General features: G+C 40.7%; 14 protein-coding genes. 8 read left to right on the top strand and 6 right to left on the bottom strand.

Annotated elements, in window-relative coordinates; all coding sequences use genetic code 11:
• Positions 1-58 precede the first annotated feature (58 nt).
• From JJN12_RS10205 to JJN12_RS10185, 5 genes are all read right to left on the bottom strand, one after another.
• Entirely contained in the window at positions 59-1,201 is a 1,143-nt protein-coding gene (locus tag JJN12_RS10205; protein WP_208429578.1) for an exo-beta-N-acetylmuramidase NamZ family protein, read from the bottom strand.
• The gene (gene murQ, locus JJN12_RS10200; RefSeq protein WP_331466925.1) at positions 1,202-2,110 is read right to left on the bottom strand and encodes an N-acetylmuramic acid 6-phosphate etherase; all 909 of its coding nucleotides are present in this window, start codon (positions 2,108-2,110) and stop codon (positions 1,202-1,204) included.
• 5 nt (positions 2,111-2,115) lie between these two features.
• A complete protein-coding gene (locus tag JJN12_RS10195) occupies positions 2,116-3,012 on the bottom strand; it encodes a carbohydrate ABC transporter permease (protein ID WP_236013766.1) in 897 nt (298 codons plus the stop codon).
• 12 nt (positions 3,013-3,024) lie between these two features.
• Complete coding sequence (locus tag JJN12_RS10190; protein ID WP_208429576.1) at positions 3,025-3,957, bottom strand: ABC transporter permease; 933 nt, start codon at positions 3,955-3,957, stop codon at positions 3,025-3,027.
• A gap of 67 nt (positions 3,958-4,024) precedes the next feature.
• Positions 4,025-5,671 carry an extracellular solute-binding protein gene (locus JJN12_RS10185; protein ID WP_236013764.1) on the bottom strand — a complete coding sequence of 549 codons (1,647 nt, stop codon included), beginning with the start codon at positions 5,669-5,671 and terminating at the stop codon, positions 4,025-4,027.
• 370 nt (positions 5,672-6,041) lie between these two features.
• Here JJN12_RS10185 and JJN12_RS10180 point away from each other — a divergent pair, with 370 nt between their 5' ends.
• The 5 genes from JJN12_RS10180 to yihA all read left to right on the top strand — a co-directional run bounded on the left by JJN12_RS10180 (position 6,042) and on the right by yihA (position 10,570).
• Positions 6,042-7,565 carry a glycoside hydrolase family 3 protein gene (locus tag JJN12_RS10180; RefSeq protein WP_208429575.1) on the top strand — a complete coding sequence of 508 codons (1,524 nt, stop codon included), beginning with the start codon at positions 6,042-6,044 and terminating at the stop codon, positions 7,563-7,565.
• The gene (locus JJN12_RS10175; RefSeq protein ID WP_208429574.1) at positions 7,558-8,451 is read left to right on the top strand and encodes a MurR/RpiR family transcriptional regulator; all 894 of its coding nucleotides are present in this window, start codon (positions 7,558-7,560) and stop codon (positions 8,449-8,451) included. The genes JJN12_RS10180 and JJN12_RS10175 overlap by 8 nt, the downstream gene beginning before the upstream one ends.
• 203 nt (positions 8,452-8,654) lie before the next feature.
• The gene (locus JJN12_RS10170) at positions 8,655-8,978 is read left to right on the top strand and encodes a DUF6145 family protein (protein ID WP_208429573.1); all 324 of its coding nucleotides are present in this window, start codon (positions 8,655-8,657) and stop codon (positions 8,976-8,978) included.
• Positions 8,975-9,970, top strand: a complete 996-nt coding sequence (dusB, locus tag JJN12_RS10165) for a tRNA dihydrouridine synthase DusB (RefSeq protein ID WP_208429572.1) — start codon at positions 8,975-8,977, stop codon at positions 9,968-9,970. The genes JJN12_RS10170 and dusB overlap by 4 nt, the downstream gene beginning before the upstream one ends.
• Positions 9,971-9,973: 3 nt before the next feature.
• Positions 9,974-10,570 (top strand): ribosome biogenesis GTP-binding protein YihA/YsxC, encoded by a 597-nt coding sequence (gene yihA, locus JJN12_RS10160; protein WP_208429571.1) that lies wholly within the window; start codon positions 9,974-9,976, stop codon positions 10,568-10,570.
• Here the strand turns inward: yihA and JJN12_RS10155 are convergent.
• The gene (locus JJN12_RS10155) at positions 10,536-11,069 is read right to left on the bottom strand and encodes a DUF4364 family protein (protein WP_208429570.1); all 534 of its coding nucleotides are present in this window, start codon (positions 11,067-11,069) and stop codon (positions 10,536-10,538) included. The two genes, yihA and JJN12_RS10155, sit on opposite strands and share 35 nt — an antisense overlap.
• A 177-nt stretch (positions 11,070-11,246) precedes the next feature.
• Between JJN12_RS10155 and rho the strand changes: the two genes are divergently transcribed.
• The 3 genes from rho (at position 11,247) to JJN12_RS10140 (ending at position 15,667) form a co-directional block, all read left to right on the top strand.
• Positions 11,247-13,148, top strand: coding sequence for a transcription termination factor Rho (gene rho, locus JJN12_RS10150; RefSeq protein WP_236013763.1), 1,902 nt, complete (start codon positions 11,247-11,249; stop codon positions 13,146-13,148).
• A 16-nt stretch (positions 13,149-13,164) separates the two neighbouring features.
• Positions 13,165-14,004: a TrmH family RNA methyltransferase gene (locus JJN12_RS10145; RefSeq protein ID WP_236013762.1), complete on the top strand. Its 840-nt coding sequence runs from the start codon at positions 13,165-13,167 to the stop codon at positions 14,002-14,004.
• 172 nt (positions 14,005-14,176) lie between these two features.
• The gene (locus JJN12_RS10140) at positions 14,177-15,667 is read left to right on the top strand and encodes a Cna B-type domain-containing protein (protein ID WP_208429569.1); all 1,491 of its coding nucleotides are present in this window, start codon (positions 14,177-14,179) and stop codon (positions 15,665-15,667) included.
• Positions 15,668-15,895 lie beyond the last annotated feature (228 nt).

Here is a 15,895-nt window from a genome sequence, read left to right as displayed (position 1 = left end):
GATAATAATTCTCTCGTGGAAAAGCCACATTCAATTTTGTATACTTCCCACACTTGTATCATAAAATATACTCTTTGCAAGTGCTTAAAAATGTTTCACTATCTTTCCTAAATATCTCCATCAGTTCTTCTATATCGGTGTTTTCTTTGGTAAAAAGCTCAGTTCCCGTAAGCAAAGTGAAGAAGCTGTGAGTGTTTCCCTTTTCCTTTGGCAGGAGCTTAAAGTCATCTCCGTATAGCCGCCTTATAGTATATAGTATCCTAAATCCTGTTTCTACAGGCCTAAACTCGTGATAGTCAGTGATATGAAGCAAAACTCCCTCACATAGTTCACCCTTGTATTTTGAAAATGTAGGGGTGAAAAATGCAGGAGTAAAGATGACTGAAGGGAGTTTCAGGCAGTTTAATTCCTTTACCAGCTCCTCTGCCTTTATGAAAGGAGAGCCAAACTGTAGGAAAGGCAGGGTAGTTCCCCGTCCTTCCGAGATGTTGGTTCCTTCAAGCAGGCAAAGCCCCGCATAAGCTAGTGTAGTATCAAAGTTTGGTATATTCGGGCTTGGAGGCATGAAGGTAAGACCTGTCTCGGGAAAGAGCATATTTCTGTTCCAGTTTAATACCTCCAAGATATGTAGATTGTCTTTAAGCCCTATTTCGCTATCAAACAGCCTTGCAACCTCGCCCACAGTCAGTCCGTATCTTTGTGGGAGGGAGAAACAGCCTACATAGCTAAAGTACTCCTCCTTTAGGATATTTCCTTCCACCTTGCCTGATAGAGGATTTACCCTGTCCAAAATGAGTAGGGGAAGACCTGCTTTTTTACAGTCATTCATCACATTTTTAAGTAGTGATATATAGGTGTAAAACCTGCTTCCAACATCCTGAATGTCATAGACAATGATATCAAGCCTCTCTATTACTTCTTTAGGAAGATTTTTCCTATCTTTCTTGTAGAGACTGGTTATAGGCAGCCCGGTAAGCCTGTCTGTGCCATCGCTTACAACCTCGCCTGCAGGGATATTTCCCCAGATTCCGTGTTCCGGTGCAAGGAGTGTCTCTATATGGTAGCCTAGCCTCTTAAATACAGAGGTATCATGCTCTAAGTTTACAGTTACACCGGCAGAGCTTGTTATAAGCCCTATTCTCTTACCTTTTAGTAGTTTATGAGCATCTTCAAGGTGGTCTATTCCATTTAATACTCTCATTTACTCTTTCCTCAGTATATCAGAAATTCGTCCGTAATTAGAGTTTAGAAGCTTCTCAGCCTCGCCCGCATCCACAGCGCAGAGTATCATAACTATAGCAGTCTTTGCGGAAAAACCACATTTTTCAAGGCAGTTAAGAGCATTCTCTCTATCGGTGCCCGTAGCAGCCATAACTATCCTTATGCATCTTTCCACAAGCTTGTTATTTGTGGCTTTGACGTCCACCATGAGGTTGCCGTAGACCTTGCCTAGCTTAATCATGGTTGCGGTGGAGAGCATGTTTAATATCATCTTCTGAGCAGTACCGCTCTTTAGCCTTGTTGAGCCCGTCACAACCTCTCCTCCAAGCTTAGGAGCAATGCCTATGTCGGATAGTTTATCTATCTCGCTGTCCTTAGCGCAGGTTACTGATATTACCTTGGCGCCAAGAGATTTGGCATACTCCATAGCCCCTATGACATAAGGAGTTCTTCCGCTTGCGGCTATTCCACAGAGTATGTCCTTAGCTGTAAAATGTCTCTCCTTTAAGTCTTTGACAGCCAGTTCCCTGCTGTCCTCGGCGTGTTCGACAGCCTTAAACAGAGCATCATTTCCACCCGCCATAAACGCATCTATGACTGTAGAATCTGCACTAAAGGTAGGGAGACATTCCACTGCGTCAAGTATACCCAGTCTTCCTGAAGTACCGCAGCCACAGTATATGAGTCGTCCACCGCCTCTGATAGCCTCTGTGATGAGGTCTACAGCCTTTACGATGTTTGGAATTTCCTTCTCCACAGCAAGAGCAACCTTGGCATCCTCGCCGTTCATAAGCCTTATAATCCCCTCTGTGCTTTCCTCATCAATGTGCATTGTAAGCGGATTTCTTTGTTCTGTATAGATTTCGTCCAAATTTATATTATCTTTCATATTCATTATCCCTTCACAGCCCCTACAGTCAATCCCTTTACAAAGTATTTCTGTAAAAACGGATATATTATAATTATTGGTAAAGTTGAAGTTATAATTACGGCAGTCTTTATAGCTATACCAATGGTGCTCTTGTCCGCAGAGCCTGCTCCGTCACCCACCATAAGGGTTCCGTTTACTATATTTCTAAGTAAGAGCATTACAGGATACTGGTCGCTCTTTAGGTATATGAGGGAGTTAAACCAGTCATTCCAGAAAAATACCGCATAGTAGAGGGCTATGGTTGCAACAACAGGCTTTGAAAGCGGAATGACTACTCTCCTTAGTATCCCCCAGTAGCCCAGTCCGTCTATAAGTGCGGCCTCTTCAAGCTCGTGCGGAAATGACTGAAATGAATTAACCATAATTATAAGGTTGAACTGGTTGATGGCAAAAGGAAGCAGCATGGCAAACCTTGTGCCGGCAAGGTGAAGTGAGCTTACAAGGAGGTAGTTAGGTATCATACCGCCAGTAAAGAACATTGAAAATACCACAAGCTTTATGAAAAACTTATGTCCTCTAAGGTCAACCTTTGAGAGTGGATAAGCAAACATAATGGTCATAAACATAGATATGGAAGTACCAAGGATGGTGTAAAAAAATGTATTTCCATAAGCCCTGAAGAAGTTAGGATATTCAAATATCTGCCTGTAGGCATCTACATTGAAGTCTACAGGGAGCAAATAAACCTGATTATTAAGTATTGCCTTGGTGCCGGAAAGTGACAGGGCAAGCATATATATGAAAGGTATCACGCAGATAATAACCACCAAGACCATTATTACATAGATGGCAAAGTTAAATACCTTACTGGTAAAGCTTTGAGGCTTTTTTGATTTTACGATTTCTTTTTCTTTCATCATCTTTTTTCTCTCTTAATATAAAGAATTTCCGGTAATCTTGCTGCTAAGCTTATTGGCGCCTGACACCAGTACAAGACCGATAATACCGCCAAAAAGACCTATGGCTGTCGCGAGGGAGTAGTTCTGGTTCATAAGACCGGTTCTGTAAACAAGGGTGTCTATGATGTCGCTCACACCTGAGTTGGATGGGGTGTACATAAGAAGAATCTTCTCATAGCCAAGGCTTAGAAGTCTTCCTATGTTAAGGATTAGCATAACCATGATGGTTGGAAGAATGGAATGAATAGTTATATACCATATCTTCTGAAGCTTACCCGCACCGTCTATCTCCGCAGCCTCATAGAGGTCACTGCTTATGCCTGTAATGGCAGAGAGGTAGATAATGGCTGTCCAGCCGGTATACTGCCAAGCCTCTGAAATTATATAAAGAGGTCTAAAGAATGCAGGTTCATTCATAAAATAAATCGGCTCCATACCTTGTGATTTAAGTATCTCATTTAATATACCTGAGCTTGGAGAAAGTATTTCATTCATTATAGCTATTACTACAACTGTAGAAATAAATCTTGGCATGTAAGAAACTGTCTGTACAAATTTCTTAAAGGTCTTATTAGTAATTTCATTAGCCAGTATTGCGAAAATAATTGGCAATGGAAAGTTAATTACTAAGTTTGTAAGAGAGATGACAAGGGTATTCTTAAATGCCTGCCAAAAGCTTGGATCTTTTAAGAATCTCTGAAAATACCTTAGAGTCCAGGTAGTTCCAAACATACCCTTACCCGGCTGATATCTTCTAAAGGCAAGTACATTGCCCGCCATAGGTACATACTTAAATACAATGAAGTAGATGAGGGGGATAAGGAGCATAAGATACAATGCGCCATATCTCTTCAAATATCTTTTTAACGGTGTTTTCCTAATTTCAGCTGATTTATTTTCTTTCATACCTGTTATCCTTTTAAAATTGTGGCTGCTTTTTTAAGCAGCCACATAAAATGTAAAATATCCCAAATTATTTTTTAAGGTTGTCGTTATACATCTTGCAGTATTCTTCGATTCCGAGATCCTTCATTTCTTTTACATAAGCATCCCAGTCGCTATCTACGCTCTTTTTGCCTGTGATAAATGCATCTGCCCATACCTCAAACTTGTCAGCAAGAGGGGTGGAGAGTGAAGCGGCATCCTCTGCAGTCACATCATCAAAAGCAGGAGCAGGTGGTACGGACTGAATTGCATCAGGCATTGCAGCAACTTCCTCGTTTATCTTTTTGAAGTTGTCATCATACTTTGTAAGCTCTAAGTCAAGGAGCCATACCTGTTGGGTTCCGTTTGCACCACAACCGTAATCAACCTGCATCTGCTTGAAGATGCCGTTAGGAGCCTTCTGTATTTCTTCGTTATAAACTATCTTGTCGCCTTCCATCTTGTAGGTAACGCCTTCAACACCTAAGCACCATACTTTAGCGTTTTCCTCTGAATAGAACATTTCATCAATCTTTCTTACAACCTGCTCGAAGTCAGCTCTCTTGGTTGTGCTGGTTGGGAACATGATTCCGCCCACTGTTCTTGAACGAGGCTGTGTGTGAGCACCGCTTGGTCCTTCAAGAGGAGCGTACATCTGGAGCTTGAAGCCTTTGATATTGGATGCTGCGGCAACTCCGCCTATCTGGTCATAATATGCCCAAGAAGCTATTGAAGTTCCGTCTGCGAGGCATTTTGCCCACTTGTCACCATCGATAGGATCTGCCATTTCAGGATCTAAGAGACCTTCTTTATATAGCTTTGCAAAGAAAGCAAAGTACTCTTTGCACTTGTCATCTATAGCACCTGTGAAGTATTCTTTCTTGTCATAGTCATAGCTTAAGGTATATGAGCCTGAAGAGCTGTTCTTGCCTACGCTTATGCCAAATGAAGGCATGGTAAATCTGTAAAGAACTCTAGGTCCTGCAAGTATGGTAAGAGGATATGACTTAGGATTCTCTTCCTTGTATGCTTTTAAGATCTTGTAGAGGTCATCAAAGGTCTTAGGTGCGGAAAATCCCTTTTTCTCAAGGAAGTCTTCTCTAAGAAGAAGTCCACCGTCATAGAAAGGCTTATCATAAAGAGCAGGCATATAGTAGAGCTTGCCGTCTTTGAGCTTAAGTCGTTCTATATCATCTTTTAATCCTAACTTCTCAACCCAAGCATTATAGTTAGGTGTCCACTCTGAGTAATCACTGATTGGAACTATGGCACCGTTTAATGCCAAAGAGGCATTCTCACCAACGCTTGACTGATAAAGGATAACATCAGGTGCATTGTCTGCTGTGTTAAGTGCAAGTGAAACCTTGGTCTGATAGTCGGCGATTGGAATAGCCTCTACATTAAGCTTAACATTGGTGTTCTTCTGAACTGTCTCAAAGGTAAGCCAGTCCTGCTTATAAGGCAGGGTTGCGTTGTCGGGCATATACATGCTGATCTCGATAGGCTTGTCATCTGCCTTTGTTTGCGAAGCAGCGCTTGAAGCCTTTGATGCGGTGCTTGTAGTGGAAGCTGTAGAAGCCTTACCTGCTGAGCCGCTGTCTGTACCTGTCTTGCTGCCACCGCAGGCAGTAAGCATTGTAACCGCTGATGCTAAAGCTATAAAGCCTGCCATCAATCTCTGCGATTTCTTTTTCATAATTTTCCTCCTCCGAAAAAATATTTTTTGATTTACAGAGTTTAGTGAAATAATATTTCACAAGTTGCCAACATGGTATCATCAATCTTGGTAGATGTCAACTATTATCTTTGAGAAATTAGGAGTAATTTTAGTGAAATTTTTAGATTAGTCGTGCTGTAATTGAATTGGAGTATAGCTTTTATTTTCTGATATTTGGATAAAAATACCGTAAAATATTGTATTGAATTCCTTTGAGTTTCATCTCTTGTAATAATATTTCGGATAAAATTAATTTTGATGAAATTTTACTTTATTATTTTACCTGTTTCCTGTATAATGATGTAGATGATAAGTATTTTATCTGCTATTTATAAAGGAGAGCCAAGTAATGGATATGAACGATAAGAACTTCCTTGCCGGACAGGTGATGATGGTAGGATTTACAGGAGTTGATGAAATCTCAGAGGATTTTATAAGTTTTATAGAAGAATATAAGGTAGGCAATGTCATTCTTTTTAGCGAAAATATATACAGTAAAGAACAGCTAAAGAGGCTTTGTGGCAAGATTCAAGAGGTTGTAAAGAAGGCTACGGGCTATCCTGCGCTCATTTCCATAGACCAGGAGGGTGGTATGGTGTCAAGACTTTCTCCTGACTTGCCTTCTGCACCAGGAGCAATGGCGATTGGAAGAACGGGAGAGCCCCACTACGCCTATGAGGCAGGGCTTATAACTGCAAAAGAACTAAGGATGTGCGGGGTGAATTTTGACCTTGCACCATCTTGTGATATCAATAACAACAAGCTAAACCCTGTGATAGGTGTCCGCTCTTATGGGGATGATGCAGCTACTGTATACGCTTTTGCTAAGAAGATGGCAAGTGGACTAAAAGACGGAGGAGTTATTCCCTGCATCAAGCATTTTCCAGGGCATGGCGATACTGACAGCGATTCACATCTGATACTGCCTTCAATCAGTAAAAGCCTTGAAGAGCTTGAAAGAGAGGAGATTTTACCTTTTGCAAGAATGATAGAGGATGGTATTGATTGCGTCATGACCTCCCACATTATATTTAAGGCACTTGATAAGGACTATCCCTGCACTATGTCAAAGGCGGTTCTAACAGGCCTTCTTAGGGAAAAGCTTGGCTTTAGAGGAATAATAGCTACAGACTGTCTTGAAATGGGGGCAATCAAGGAAAACTACGGCTCGGTAGAGGGAGGACTTAAGACTCTTATGGCAGGGGCTGACCTGCTTACAGTATCTCACGACTATACTGTGGCAAGGGATATACTTGATGCAGTTATCGAAAACGTCGATGTGGACAGGCTTAAGGCATCTGCTAAGAAGATAATTTGCTTAAAAGAAAAGTATGGAATCGGCAGTGAGGCGGACATAGAAGAGGAAGAAATATCAAGATTTAGGACTGTATTTAATGAGCTTCGTTTTAAGTGTATAGATGTCCGTAATAAAGCAGAGGGCAAAAGCCTAACGGTAAATGATGAGACCATAATCCTGGGCTGTCCGTCTTACAGAGTTACTCTTGTGTCAGGCAAGCCTCTTGAACTCGACTTTGCTGAGTACCTGGGTAAGAAGTTAAATCTGCCTTTCATAAAGGTTCCTCTTGAGCCTACAAAAGAGGAGTGTGAGGAGATACTATCAAAGCTTGATAAATACTTGGATGTGATTATGGGAAGCTACAATGCACATCTTTTTGCTGCTCAGGCTGACTTTGTAAAAGCACTTGAAGAGAAGGTTTGCGGTAGGAATGGAGTACTCACCCTTGCAGCTCTTCGCAACCCTTACGACCTGGAGCTAGTAAGTGATAGGTCAAACAAGGTTGCCCTGTATGAGTACAGCGTGGACATGTTTGATGCATTGGCAAGTTTCCTGAAAGGCGGCGAGAATGAATAGTGACAGCAATCCGTTGTTGAAAATAAAGGCAATATTTAATGACTTTACGCCTGTTGAGCAAAAGGTCGCAGAGTTCATCCTTGAGAATCCTTCCAAGGTACCGGCAATGTCTATAAAAGAACTGGCTGTGGCAAGTAAGTCAAGTGATGCGTCTGTGATGAGATTTTGTAAAGCTCTCGGATTCTCAGGCTATAGAAGCTTTATAGTAGGCCTCACACTTGCAATCGCTGACAATGAAGAGGACACCGGCCTTTATACCGATATAAGGCCTGGAGATTCAGTTAAGAGCGTTGTAAGAAATATATTTAGAAATGAAAGACAGGCACTTACAGATACTGAGAATATACTTAAGACTACAGAAGTAGAAAAGGCTGTTGCCATTCTTGGCTCCAGTGAGGCTGTGCATTTCTTTGGGATAGGAGCCTCAGGTCTTGTCTGCCTTGACGCGGTTCAGAAGTTTAGAAGAATTGGGGTAAGCTCTTATGCTCATACTGACTTTCACGACCAGCTTACGAGCGCCGCCCTGCTTGGAAGTAAGGATGCCTGCGTCCTCTTTACCTACTCAGGTAAGACAAAGGAGATTCAGCTAATACTTAAGCTCTTAAAGGCTCAGAACTGTAAAATCATAGCTGTAACCCAGCTAAGAAAGACCAATCTCTTAAAGGGTGCAGATGTATACCTAAATGTCTTAACAAGAGAGGTGACTATGAGAAGTGGGGCAACCAGCTCACGTATAGCCATGCTTAGTATTGTAGACATCCTGCTCTCCTGCGTACTTAGTACGGATTATGATAAATACGAAAAGAAGCTGCTTAAGACATACGAGGCCTTACATACAGGGGATACAATCATGTCTGAAAATGAGATTATGAAACTAAACAGTTAAAGCTAAGAATAATTGACTAAGCTCCACAGTTTGTGCTAACATACATTGAAATCTCTGTGAGGGATTGCGCTGCGGCAGATATGAGATGAAGCCTGTGCAGCCTGCTACAGGAGCCAAATCCTGCAAAGTAAGGCTATTCCTGTGTAATAGGAGATTTTTTGGCACGACTTGATATAGGCAATTTACCATAAGGGGATGTATAAATGGACGAAAAACAAATTCTTTGCGTTAGCAATGCGTATTTACATAAATATTATCTGGGAAGCTCATTTGCAAAGCTTCCTACAGCAATCAAAGAAGAGCTTCAGGTAGCCTGTGTGCTCTTTACGGAAAAGGCAGGAGGAATACTCACACTTTCCTTTGATGATGATAAGAACCTCTACATTCACACTGCAAGCAATGATGATGACTATTCTTATGATGAGATTCACAGCGGTATGCTTCTTAGCAGGTTTCAAAAGGAAAAAGAAGAGTTGCTTACAGGCATTGAAAGGTATTATAATGAGCTTGTTAAAGGAGAAGTATGAAAGGCTTTAAGATAGGAGATGTTGAACTAAACGGAAGACTGGTGCTAGGTCCTATGGCGGGGGTGACAGACCTCCCCTTTAGAGTGCTTTGCAAGGAAAACGGAGTAGCACTTACTTATACAGAGATGGTTAGCGCCAAGGGCTTCAAGTATAAGAATAAGAATACAGAAGAGCTTATAACGGTAGATGAGAGAGAACGGCCTACAAGTCTTCAGATATTTGGCTCAGATGCAGATATTATGGGCGAGATGGCGGCTGCAATTAACGACAGAAACTTCGATATCCTGGATGTAAATATGGGCTGTCCCGTACCCAAGGTGGTAAATAACGGCGAAGGCTCGGCACTTATGGAAACTCCTGAAAAGATAGCTGAGATTATTAAAAGTCTAAAGAAAAATTCTAAAAAACCAGTCACAATAAAGATAAGGGCAGGCTTTACGGTAGCCAATAAAAATGCTGTCGAGGTAGCAAAGATAGCAGAAGCGGCAGGAGTGGATGCAATAGCTGTACATGGCCGCACCAGGTCACAGTACTACAGCGGTAAGGCTGACTGGGAGATAATCAGGGCAGTGAAAGAGGCTGTAAGCATACCGATTATAGGAAATGGTGATGTGGTTACAGAGCTTGATGCAAAAAGGATGCTTGAAGAAACCGGTTGTGACGGCATTATGATAGCAAGGGGAGCAAGGGGCAATCCTTGGATATTTAACAGAATAAATGCTTATCTTGAAAGAGGAGAAATTCTCCCACCTCCTACGGCAGATGAATTCCTTTCTATGATACTCAGGCAGGCAACCTGGATGATAGAGTATAAGGGGCTCTACACGGGAGTAAGAGAGATGAGAAAGCATATAGCCTGGTTTACGGCAGGCTACCCTAATTCCACCAAGCTTAGAGGAGAGGTAAACAAGCTTGAAACCTATGAGGACTTACAGAGACTTATGGAAAATTATGTAGACAGTATTCGCACTTCACGAGCGTTTGAAAGGTAAAATATGGTAATCAAAAAAGTAGAACTTGAGAAAGTAATCGGTGTAACGAGTAAAATCCCTGATATGCCTTATCCCGAGTTTGCATTTGCTGGGAAATCAAATGTAGGCAAATCATCTTTAATCAACGCACTTATGAACAGAAAAGCCCTTGCCAGGGTGTCTGCTCAGCCGGGAAAAACACAGACGATAAATTATTATAATGTAAATGATAAAATATATCTTGTAGATTTGCCCGGATACGGTTATACTAAGGTAGCGGTAGAAGTTAAAGCTAAATGGGGTAAGATGGTTGAGAAGTACTTGAGACAGTCTAAAATGCTAAAACATGTTTTTTTATTAATTGATAGTAGACATAAGCCATCTGATAACGATATAATGATGTATGAATGGATTGTTAGTCAGGGGGTGACCCCCATTATAGTTGCGACTAAGACAGATAAGCTTAAAAGAAGTCAGATAAAAGGGCAGATGGAGCTCATTATGAAAACCCTTAACCTGACATCTAAAGAGCAGCTGCTTCCGTTTTCGTCTGAAACTAAGGTTGGAGTAAATGAACTCTGGGAAATCATTGAAGGGATTTATCCAGAACAAGAGAGTTGAAAAGGAGTGCATATACATCATCACTCTTTTTGCTCCACTCAGCACAAATTTTCTCAGCAATATTTTCAGCAGGTACCGACATACTAAGGCTTAGCAGATTAGTACGGTACTCATTTATGTTAAGATTTACAATGTAGTCACCGTTTCCAGCTGACTTATAGTTGGCGGTTGCGGAAATGTCGCTTTTGATTGTTTTAAAATTATCACTTAAGTAGGATTTAATTTCGTTTTTAATGGAATGATTTATATCATTACTAAGCAATTCAAGTGTACGCTTGCCTTCTTCAGTAGACTTAAAAAAAGAGCTGTTCATGGTATTTTCTGATACAATTAGCCCCGTCTCAGAAAGCTCTGAAAGTGCAGTCTGAAGGTTGAAATAAGTCGCATAACCCTTTTGTAGCATAAATTCTGATATTCTTGCATTTGTAAGAGGGTAGTTAGATGAATTCAGCATATACAGAATCATAAGTTTATATAGAGTCATAGCATTGCTTGCCATATAATTAAACCTCCTAAGTGTTATTTAAAATAAGTGTAGTCTGAACATTTTACCTGATAAGCATAGACTTCTCAAGGTCATTAAAGCTGCTAAAAACATGATAACAGTGGTTCGGGCTTTTGTCCAGTTCCTTAAATCCCCCACAATCAACAATATTTATTTTAAAGGAGAATTTAAATGGATTATTCAAAAATGAAAATCTTAGAACTTCGTGAATTAGCTAAAAGTAAAGGTGTAAAAAGTACAACAACGCTTAACAAGGCAGGACTTGTAGCGGCACTTGAAGCACTAGAGAGTGCAGGCACGCAGCCTGTAACGAGGGAGCCTCAAAGAGTGTCTGAGGTAAAAACCCTTTACACCGACAGAAGTACAACTAATACCGGAGTACAGTATGCTAACCGTCCTCAGATGAGGCAGCCAGAGCATATTCAGCGTAACAACTTCCAGAGCAGACCTAATTATACACAGAATAACAATCAGTATTCTAATCAGTCACAGAATCAGGGACAGTATAATAATCAGGGACAGTATAACAATCAGGCGCAGTATAATAATCAGGGACAGTATAATAATCAGGGACAGTATAACAACCAGAGCCAGTATAACAACCAGAACCAGTATAATAACCAGGGGCAGTATAGTAACCAGAACCAGTATAATAATCAGTATAACAATCAGGGACAGTATAACAACCAGAGTCAGTATAGCAGTCAGGGGCAGAATAATAACCAGTACAATAATCAGTATAACAATCAGGGACAATCTAACAATCAGAGCCATCAGCCTACCCGCCCTGTTCGTTCCCTCACAAGTGAGGAAGTAAAGCAGAATATGATAGCTGCGGTACATGCAATAACCAGCAATAAGGAGATGGCAGCAAGCATCCAGCATCAGTTCCTGGCACTCGGAACCAACGGTGACATCGCAGGGCTTGATTCAGGTGAGACAAAGACAGGTATCTTAGAGATAATGCCTGAAGGCTTTGGATTTATAAGATGTGACAACTATCTTCCCGGCGAAAATGACGTATATGTATCTCCCGCTCAGATAAGGAGATTTAACCTTAAGACAGGTGATATCATAGTTGGAAATACCAGGGTGAAGAATAACTCAGAGAAATTTGCAGCCCTTTTCTATATTAGGACTGTTAATGGCAAGTACATCAAGGAATCACTTGAGCGCCCTAAGTTCGAGGATCTTGTGCCTATCTTCCCTAACAGAAGAATCCGCCTTGAAACTCCGAATGACAATGTGATATCTATGCGTATGGTAGACCTTATTGCACCTATAGGCAAGGGACAAAGAGGTATGATAGTATCCCAGCCAAAGGCGGGTAAGACTACCCTTCTTAAGCAGATAGCAAAAGCGGTAACCGAGAACAATCCTGAGATGCACGTTATCATCCTCCTTATCGATGAGCGTCCTGAGGAAGTAACTGACATGAAGGATTCGATATCAGGGGACAAGGTTGAGATTATCTACTCTACCTTTGATGAGGCTCCTGAGAACCATAAGCGTGTGGCTGAAATGGTTATAGAGCGTGCTAAACGTCTTGTAGAGTATAAGAAGGATGTAATAATACTTCTTGATAGTATCACAAGACTGGCAAGGGCTTACAACCTTATAGTATCACCTAGTGGTAGAACACTTTCAGGTGGTCTTGACCCTGCTGCACTTCACATGCCTAAGCGTTTCTTTGGTGCTGCAAGAAATATGCGTGAGGGAGGAAGCCTTACCATACTTGCTACAGCCCTTGTAGATACAGGAAGCAGGATGGATGACGTGGTATTTGAGGAATTTAAGGGTACAGGTAATATGGAGCTCGTGCTAGATAGAGGACTATCCGAGAAGAGAATCTTCCCTGCTATCGACCTTGCTAAGTCAAGTACCAGAAGAGATGACTTACTATTTAACCGTAAGGAAGCAGAGGCAAACCATATAATTAAGCGTACTCTATCGTCAAAGACAGTTGAAGATGGTACCGAGAATATACTCAAGATATTTAAGAAGTTTAATACCAATGAAGAGGCGGTAAACTTCATCAATAGGCAGTTTGGAGATATTAAGCTGATTAAATAAAGGACAGCGTGACTTTATGGAGATTATTAGCAGTAAAGATAATAAAAGGATTAAGTACATACGAAGTCTTTTAGAAAAGGGCGGCATAAGGAAGAAGAACCATAGCTTTGTGGTAGAGGGAATAAAGTTAGTGGATGAGGCCTTGGAGTATGGGAATGTTCTTGATATCATCGTCTCTGAATCCCTCTATCACGAGATAGTTTCGGGTGATTTAGCAAGGAATGGCTTGCTTAGTGACAATGGTAAACATATAATAAAGCAGGTAAAGCAAGGGACTTCGCTTACAGTTGTTTCAGATGCTGTATTTAAGTCAGTGTCTGAAACAATAACTCCTCAGGGTGTTATTGCTGTGGTAGATATGCCTGAGTCTGGGCTTTTGGAAGGAGACTACCTTAAAAAAGCCTATGAAAAATCCGGTAAGATAAAGCTCCTGGTTCTTGAAGACACAGCAGACCCTGGGAATATGGGGACCATTATGCGTACAGCAGAGGCAGCGGGAGTGACTGGAGTAATTATGGGAAAGGGAACGGTAGACGTCTTTAACCCTAAGGTAGTACGTTCGACTATGGGCAGCATCTTTAGGCTGCCTTTTGCCTATGTGGATGACTTAAAAGCCGTTATCCTCGGGCTTAAGAGAGATGGAATAAGCTTCTATGCAACTCACCTAAAGGGCAAGGAGAGCTACAGGGATATCTCATACAGTGATAAAGCAGGGATTCTTATAGGCAATGAGGCGAGAGGGCTAAGTGATAAGATAGCCAATCTCGCTGACACATATGTAATCATACCTATGCAGGGCAAGGTAGAGTCATTAAATGCAGCAGTGGCAGCGGCCCTTATGATGTATGAGGTGTGAAATTAATAAAATGTTAAGATTTGTCGGGATGTAACCGAAATGTAACCGAAATGTAACCTTTGTGTGATATAATGCTTCTGTATACTGGTGTGTTTTAGACTGCCTTTCAGAATGGAATGTGGTGGTAAAATATACTTTGGTAATAATAATTCAAATGAAGAAGAGGTTGAGTATGAAGAACAAGAAAAAGAACGTGTTCCTAGCCGGACTTATGGTCTTAATGATGATTGTAAGCTTGTTAAGTGGAATGAATCTAAGTGTTGCAAAGGCTGCTGCTGTGCCAAATCCTGGGCAGTGGTTAAAATTTACACTGATTAAGGAGTGGGAAGTTGAACCAGGAGATGATGCTAAGGCAGAATTTTTGCTGCTTGCAAAACAGGAAGGTGACGAAGTTGGTAAAACGTTAATTAATCTTTCGCTTAAAGATAAAGCTAATAATTATTACCAAATTGATGAATCTGCTGATAAAAGAACTTGGACGGTTGAAGTTTTTACAAATAAAACTTTTAAGAATAAAGAAAAACCTGTAGATTTTACTATTGAAGAGGTGGCTTCAAAGTATTACAACTCGGCACCAGCAGGTCCACAGAAAGTTACAGATGGTGCGGAAATTAAATTCACTAACACCAGAATCAGGAAGAAGTTAACTATAGAGAAGAAATGGAATGAAGGTGCTGAAAAAACCGGAACCAAACCAACACTTACCGCTAATGGAAAAGATGCTGGAGAAGTCTTATTGTATAAGGGCAATGACTGGACACATGGGATAATGGTTCCTGTATACGATTTTGCCGGCAAACCTATAGAATATGTAGTAACTGAGAGCAAAATTGGTGATAAGAATACTAAAAATAGTCAGACCGTTACATTAGTTGATGAAAAAAATGAAGCTGTTGATAAAACAGTTACCCTTACTGATGACAATGTTAACAAGGGAGATATCCAGGTAACTAAGACTTGGGTAGGCGCAGTAGGTGAGTCTAAGTTTGGACTTTTCAAAAAAGGTGGCACAGACAAGCTAAATTATACAGTAAATGTTGAGAATGCAGGAACTCCTGATAAATCTACAGTAAAGGTTGAGAATGTACCTCTTGCTGATGAATTGGGCAATGCTGTTCAGTATGAAATTAATGAGCTTGATGCTAATAATAAAATAGTTGCAAGTGGAGATGCAGTAACCTTAAACAACAGAAATTACAGAGTGTCATACGATGAGAAGGGTAACATTACCAACACTGAGATTATAAATGGTGGGAATGTAGTACCTGTTATACCTTCTACTCCTGTAGTGCCTGAAACAACACCTTTAGTACCTGTTACAACTCCAACAGTACCAGAGACAACTCCTGTTGTGACAGTACCTGACGATACAATTCCACAGGGTGATGTTAATACCTCTAACGAAAATAAGAAGACAACTCCATCAGATGAAAACACTGATGACAATGATGGCGTAGTTGATGTAGATGAAGATAAGGTTCCTGAAGGAGCTGCTAAGGTTAAAAAGGACACTTCAAAAGAAGTTCCTGTAAATGTTGATGAGGATTCTACCCCTAAAGGAACTGCTAACCTCCCTAAGACAGGTGGAACAGTAGGTGGGCTCTTATCAATCCTTGGTATGGGACTCGTAGCCTTAGGACTTGCAATTAGAAAAAGAAAGTAATAGTTTAAATACTTACTAGTTGCTTTGTAAAAACGTGATATCCGCTGTACATTTTAGTGTGTACAGCGGGTATTTTTTCGTCTATATAACTTAATTTAAAATTCAAGTTCTATTCGATAATTGAATATTTAAATCAATATAAATCTGATAAAATTAAATTGAATAATTAGCTTAGATGAAATGAAAAAGTAGGTTACACACTAAGGTTTAAATATTTAATTTAAGCCC

Origin of the sequence: Catonella massiliensis (assembly GCF_016651435.1) — a bacterium.
Classification (GTDB): Bacteria; Bacillota; Clostridia; order Lachnospirales; family Lachnospiraceae; genus Catonella; species Catonella massiliensis.
The sequence above is the reverse complement of the archived record's forward strand: the minus strand, read 5'-3'. Positions and strand labels throughout refer to the sequence as shown.

Bases quoted from the DNA above. Each gene is read 5' to 3' on its own strand.
- JJN12_RS10205 (WP_208429578.1), bottom strand. From the start codon at position 1,201: ATGAGAGTATTAAATGGAATAGACCACCTTGAAGATGCTCATAAACTA.
- murQ (WP_331466925.1), bottom strand. From the start codon at position 2,110: ATGAAAGATAATATAAATTTGGACGAAATCTATACAGAACAAAGAAAT.
- JJN12_RS10195 (WP_236013766.1), bottom strand. From the start codon at position 3,012: ATGATGAAAGAAAAAGAAATCGTAAAATCAAAAAAGCCTCAAAGCTTT.
- JJN12_RS10190 (WP_208429576.1), bottom strand. From the start codon at position 3,957: ATGAAAGAAAATAAATCAGCTGAAATTAGGAAAACACCGTTAAAAAGA.
- JJN12_RS10185 (WP_236013764.1), bottom strand. From the start codon at position 5,671: ATGAAAAAGAAATCGCAGAGATTGATGGCAGGCTTTATAGCTTTAGCA.
- JJN12_RS10180 (WP_208429575.1), top strand. From the start codon at position 6,042: ATGGATATGAACGATAAGAACTTCCTTGCCGGACAGGTGATGATGGTA.
- JJN12_RS10175 (WP_208429574.1), top strand. From the start codon at position 7,558: ATGAATAGTGACAGCAATCCGTTGTTGAAAATAAAGGCAATATTTAAT.
- JJN12_RS10170 (WP_208429573.1), top strand. From the start codon at position 8,655: ATGGACGAAAAACAAATTCTTTGCGTTAGCAATGCGTATTTACATAAA.
- dusB (WP_208429572.1), top strand. From the start codon at position 8,975: ATGAAAGGCTTTAAGATAGGAGATGTTGAACTAAACGGAAGACTGGTG.
- yihA (WP_208429571.1), top strand. From the start codon at position 9,974: ATGGTAATCAAAAAAGTAGAACTTGAGAAAGTAATCGGTGTAACGAGT.
- JJN12_RS10155 (WP_208429570.1), bottom strand. From the start codon at position 11,069: ATGGCAAGCAATGCTATGACTCTATATAAACTTATGATTCTGTATATG.
- rho (WP_236013763.1), top strand. From the start codon at position 11,247: ATGGATTATTCAAAAATGAAAATCTTAGAACTTCGTGAATTAGCTAAA.
- JJN12_RS10145 (WP_236013762.1), top strand. From the start codon at position 13,165: ATGGAGATTATTAGCAGTAAAGATAATAAAAGGATTAAGTACATACGA.
- JJN12_RS10140 (WP_208429569.1), top strand. From the start codon at position 14,177: ATGAAGAACAAGAAAAAGAACGTGTTCCTAGCCGGACTTATGGTCTTA.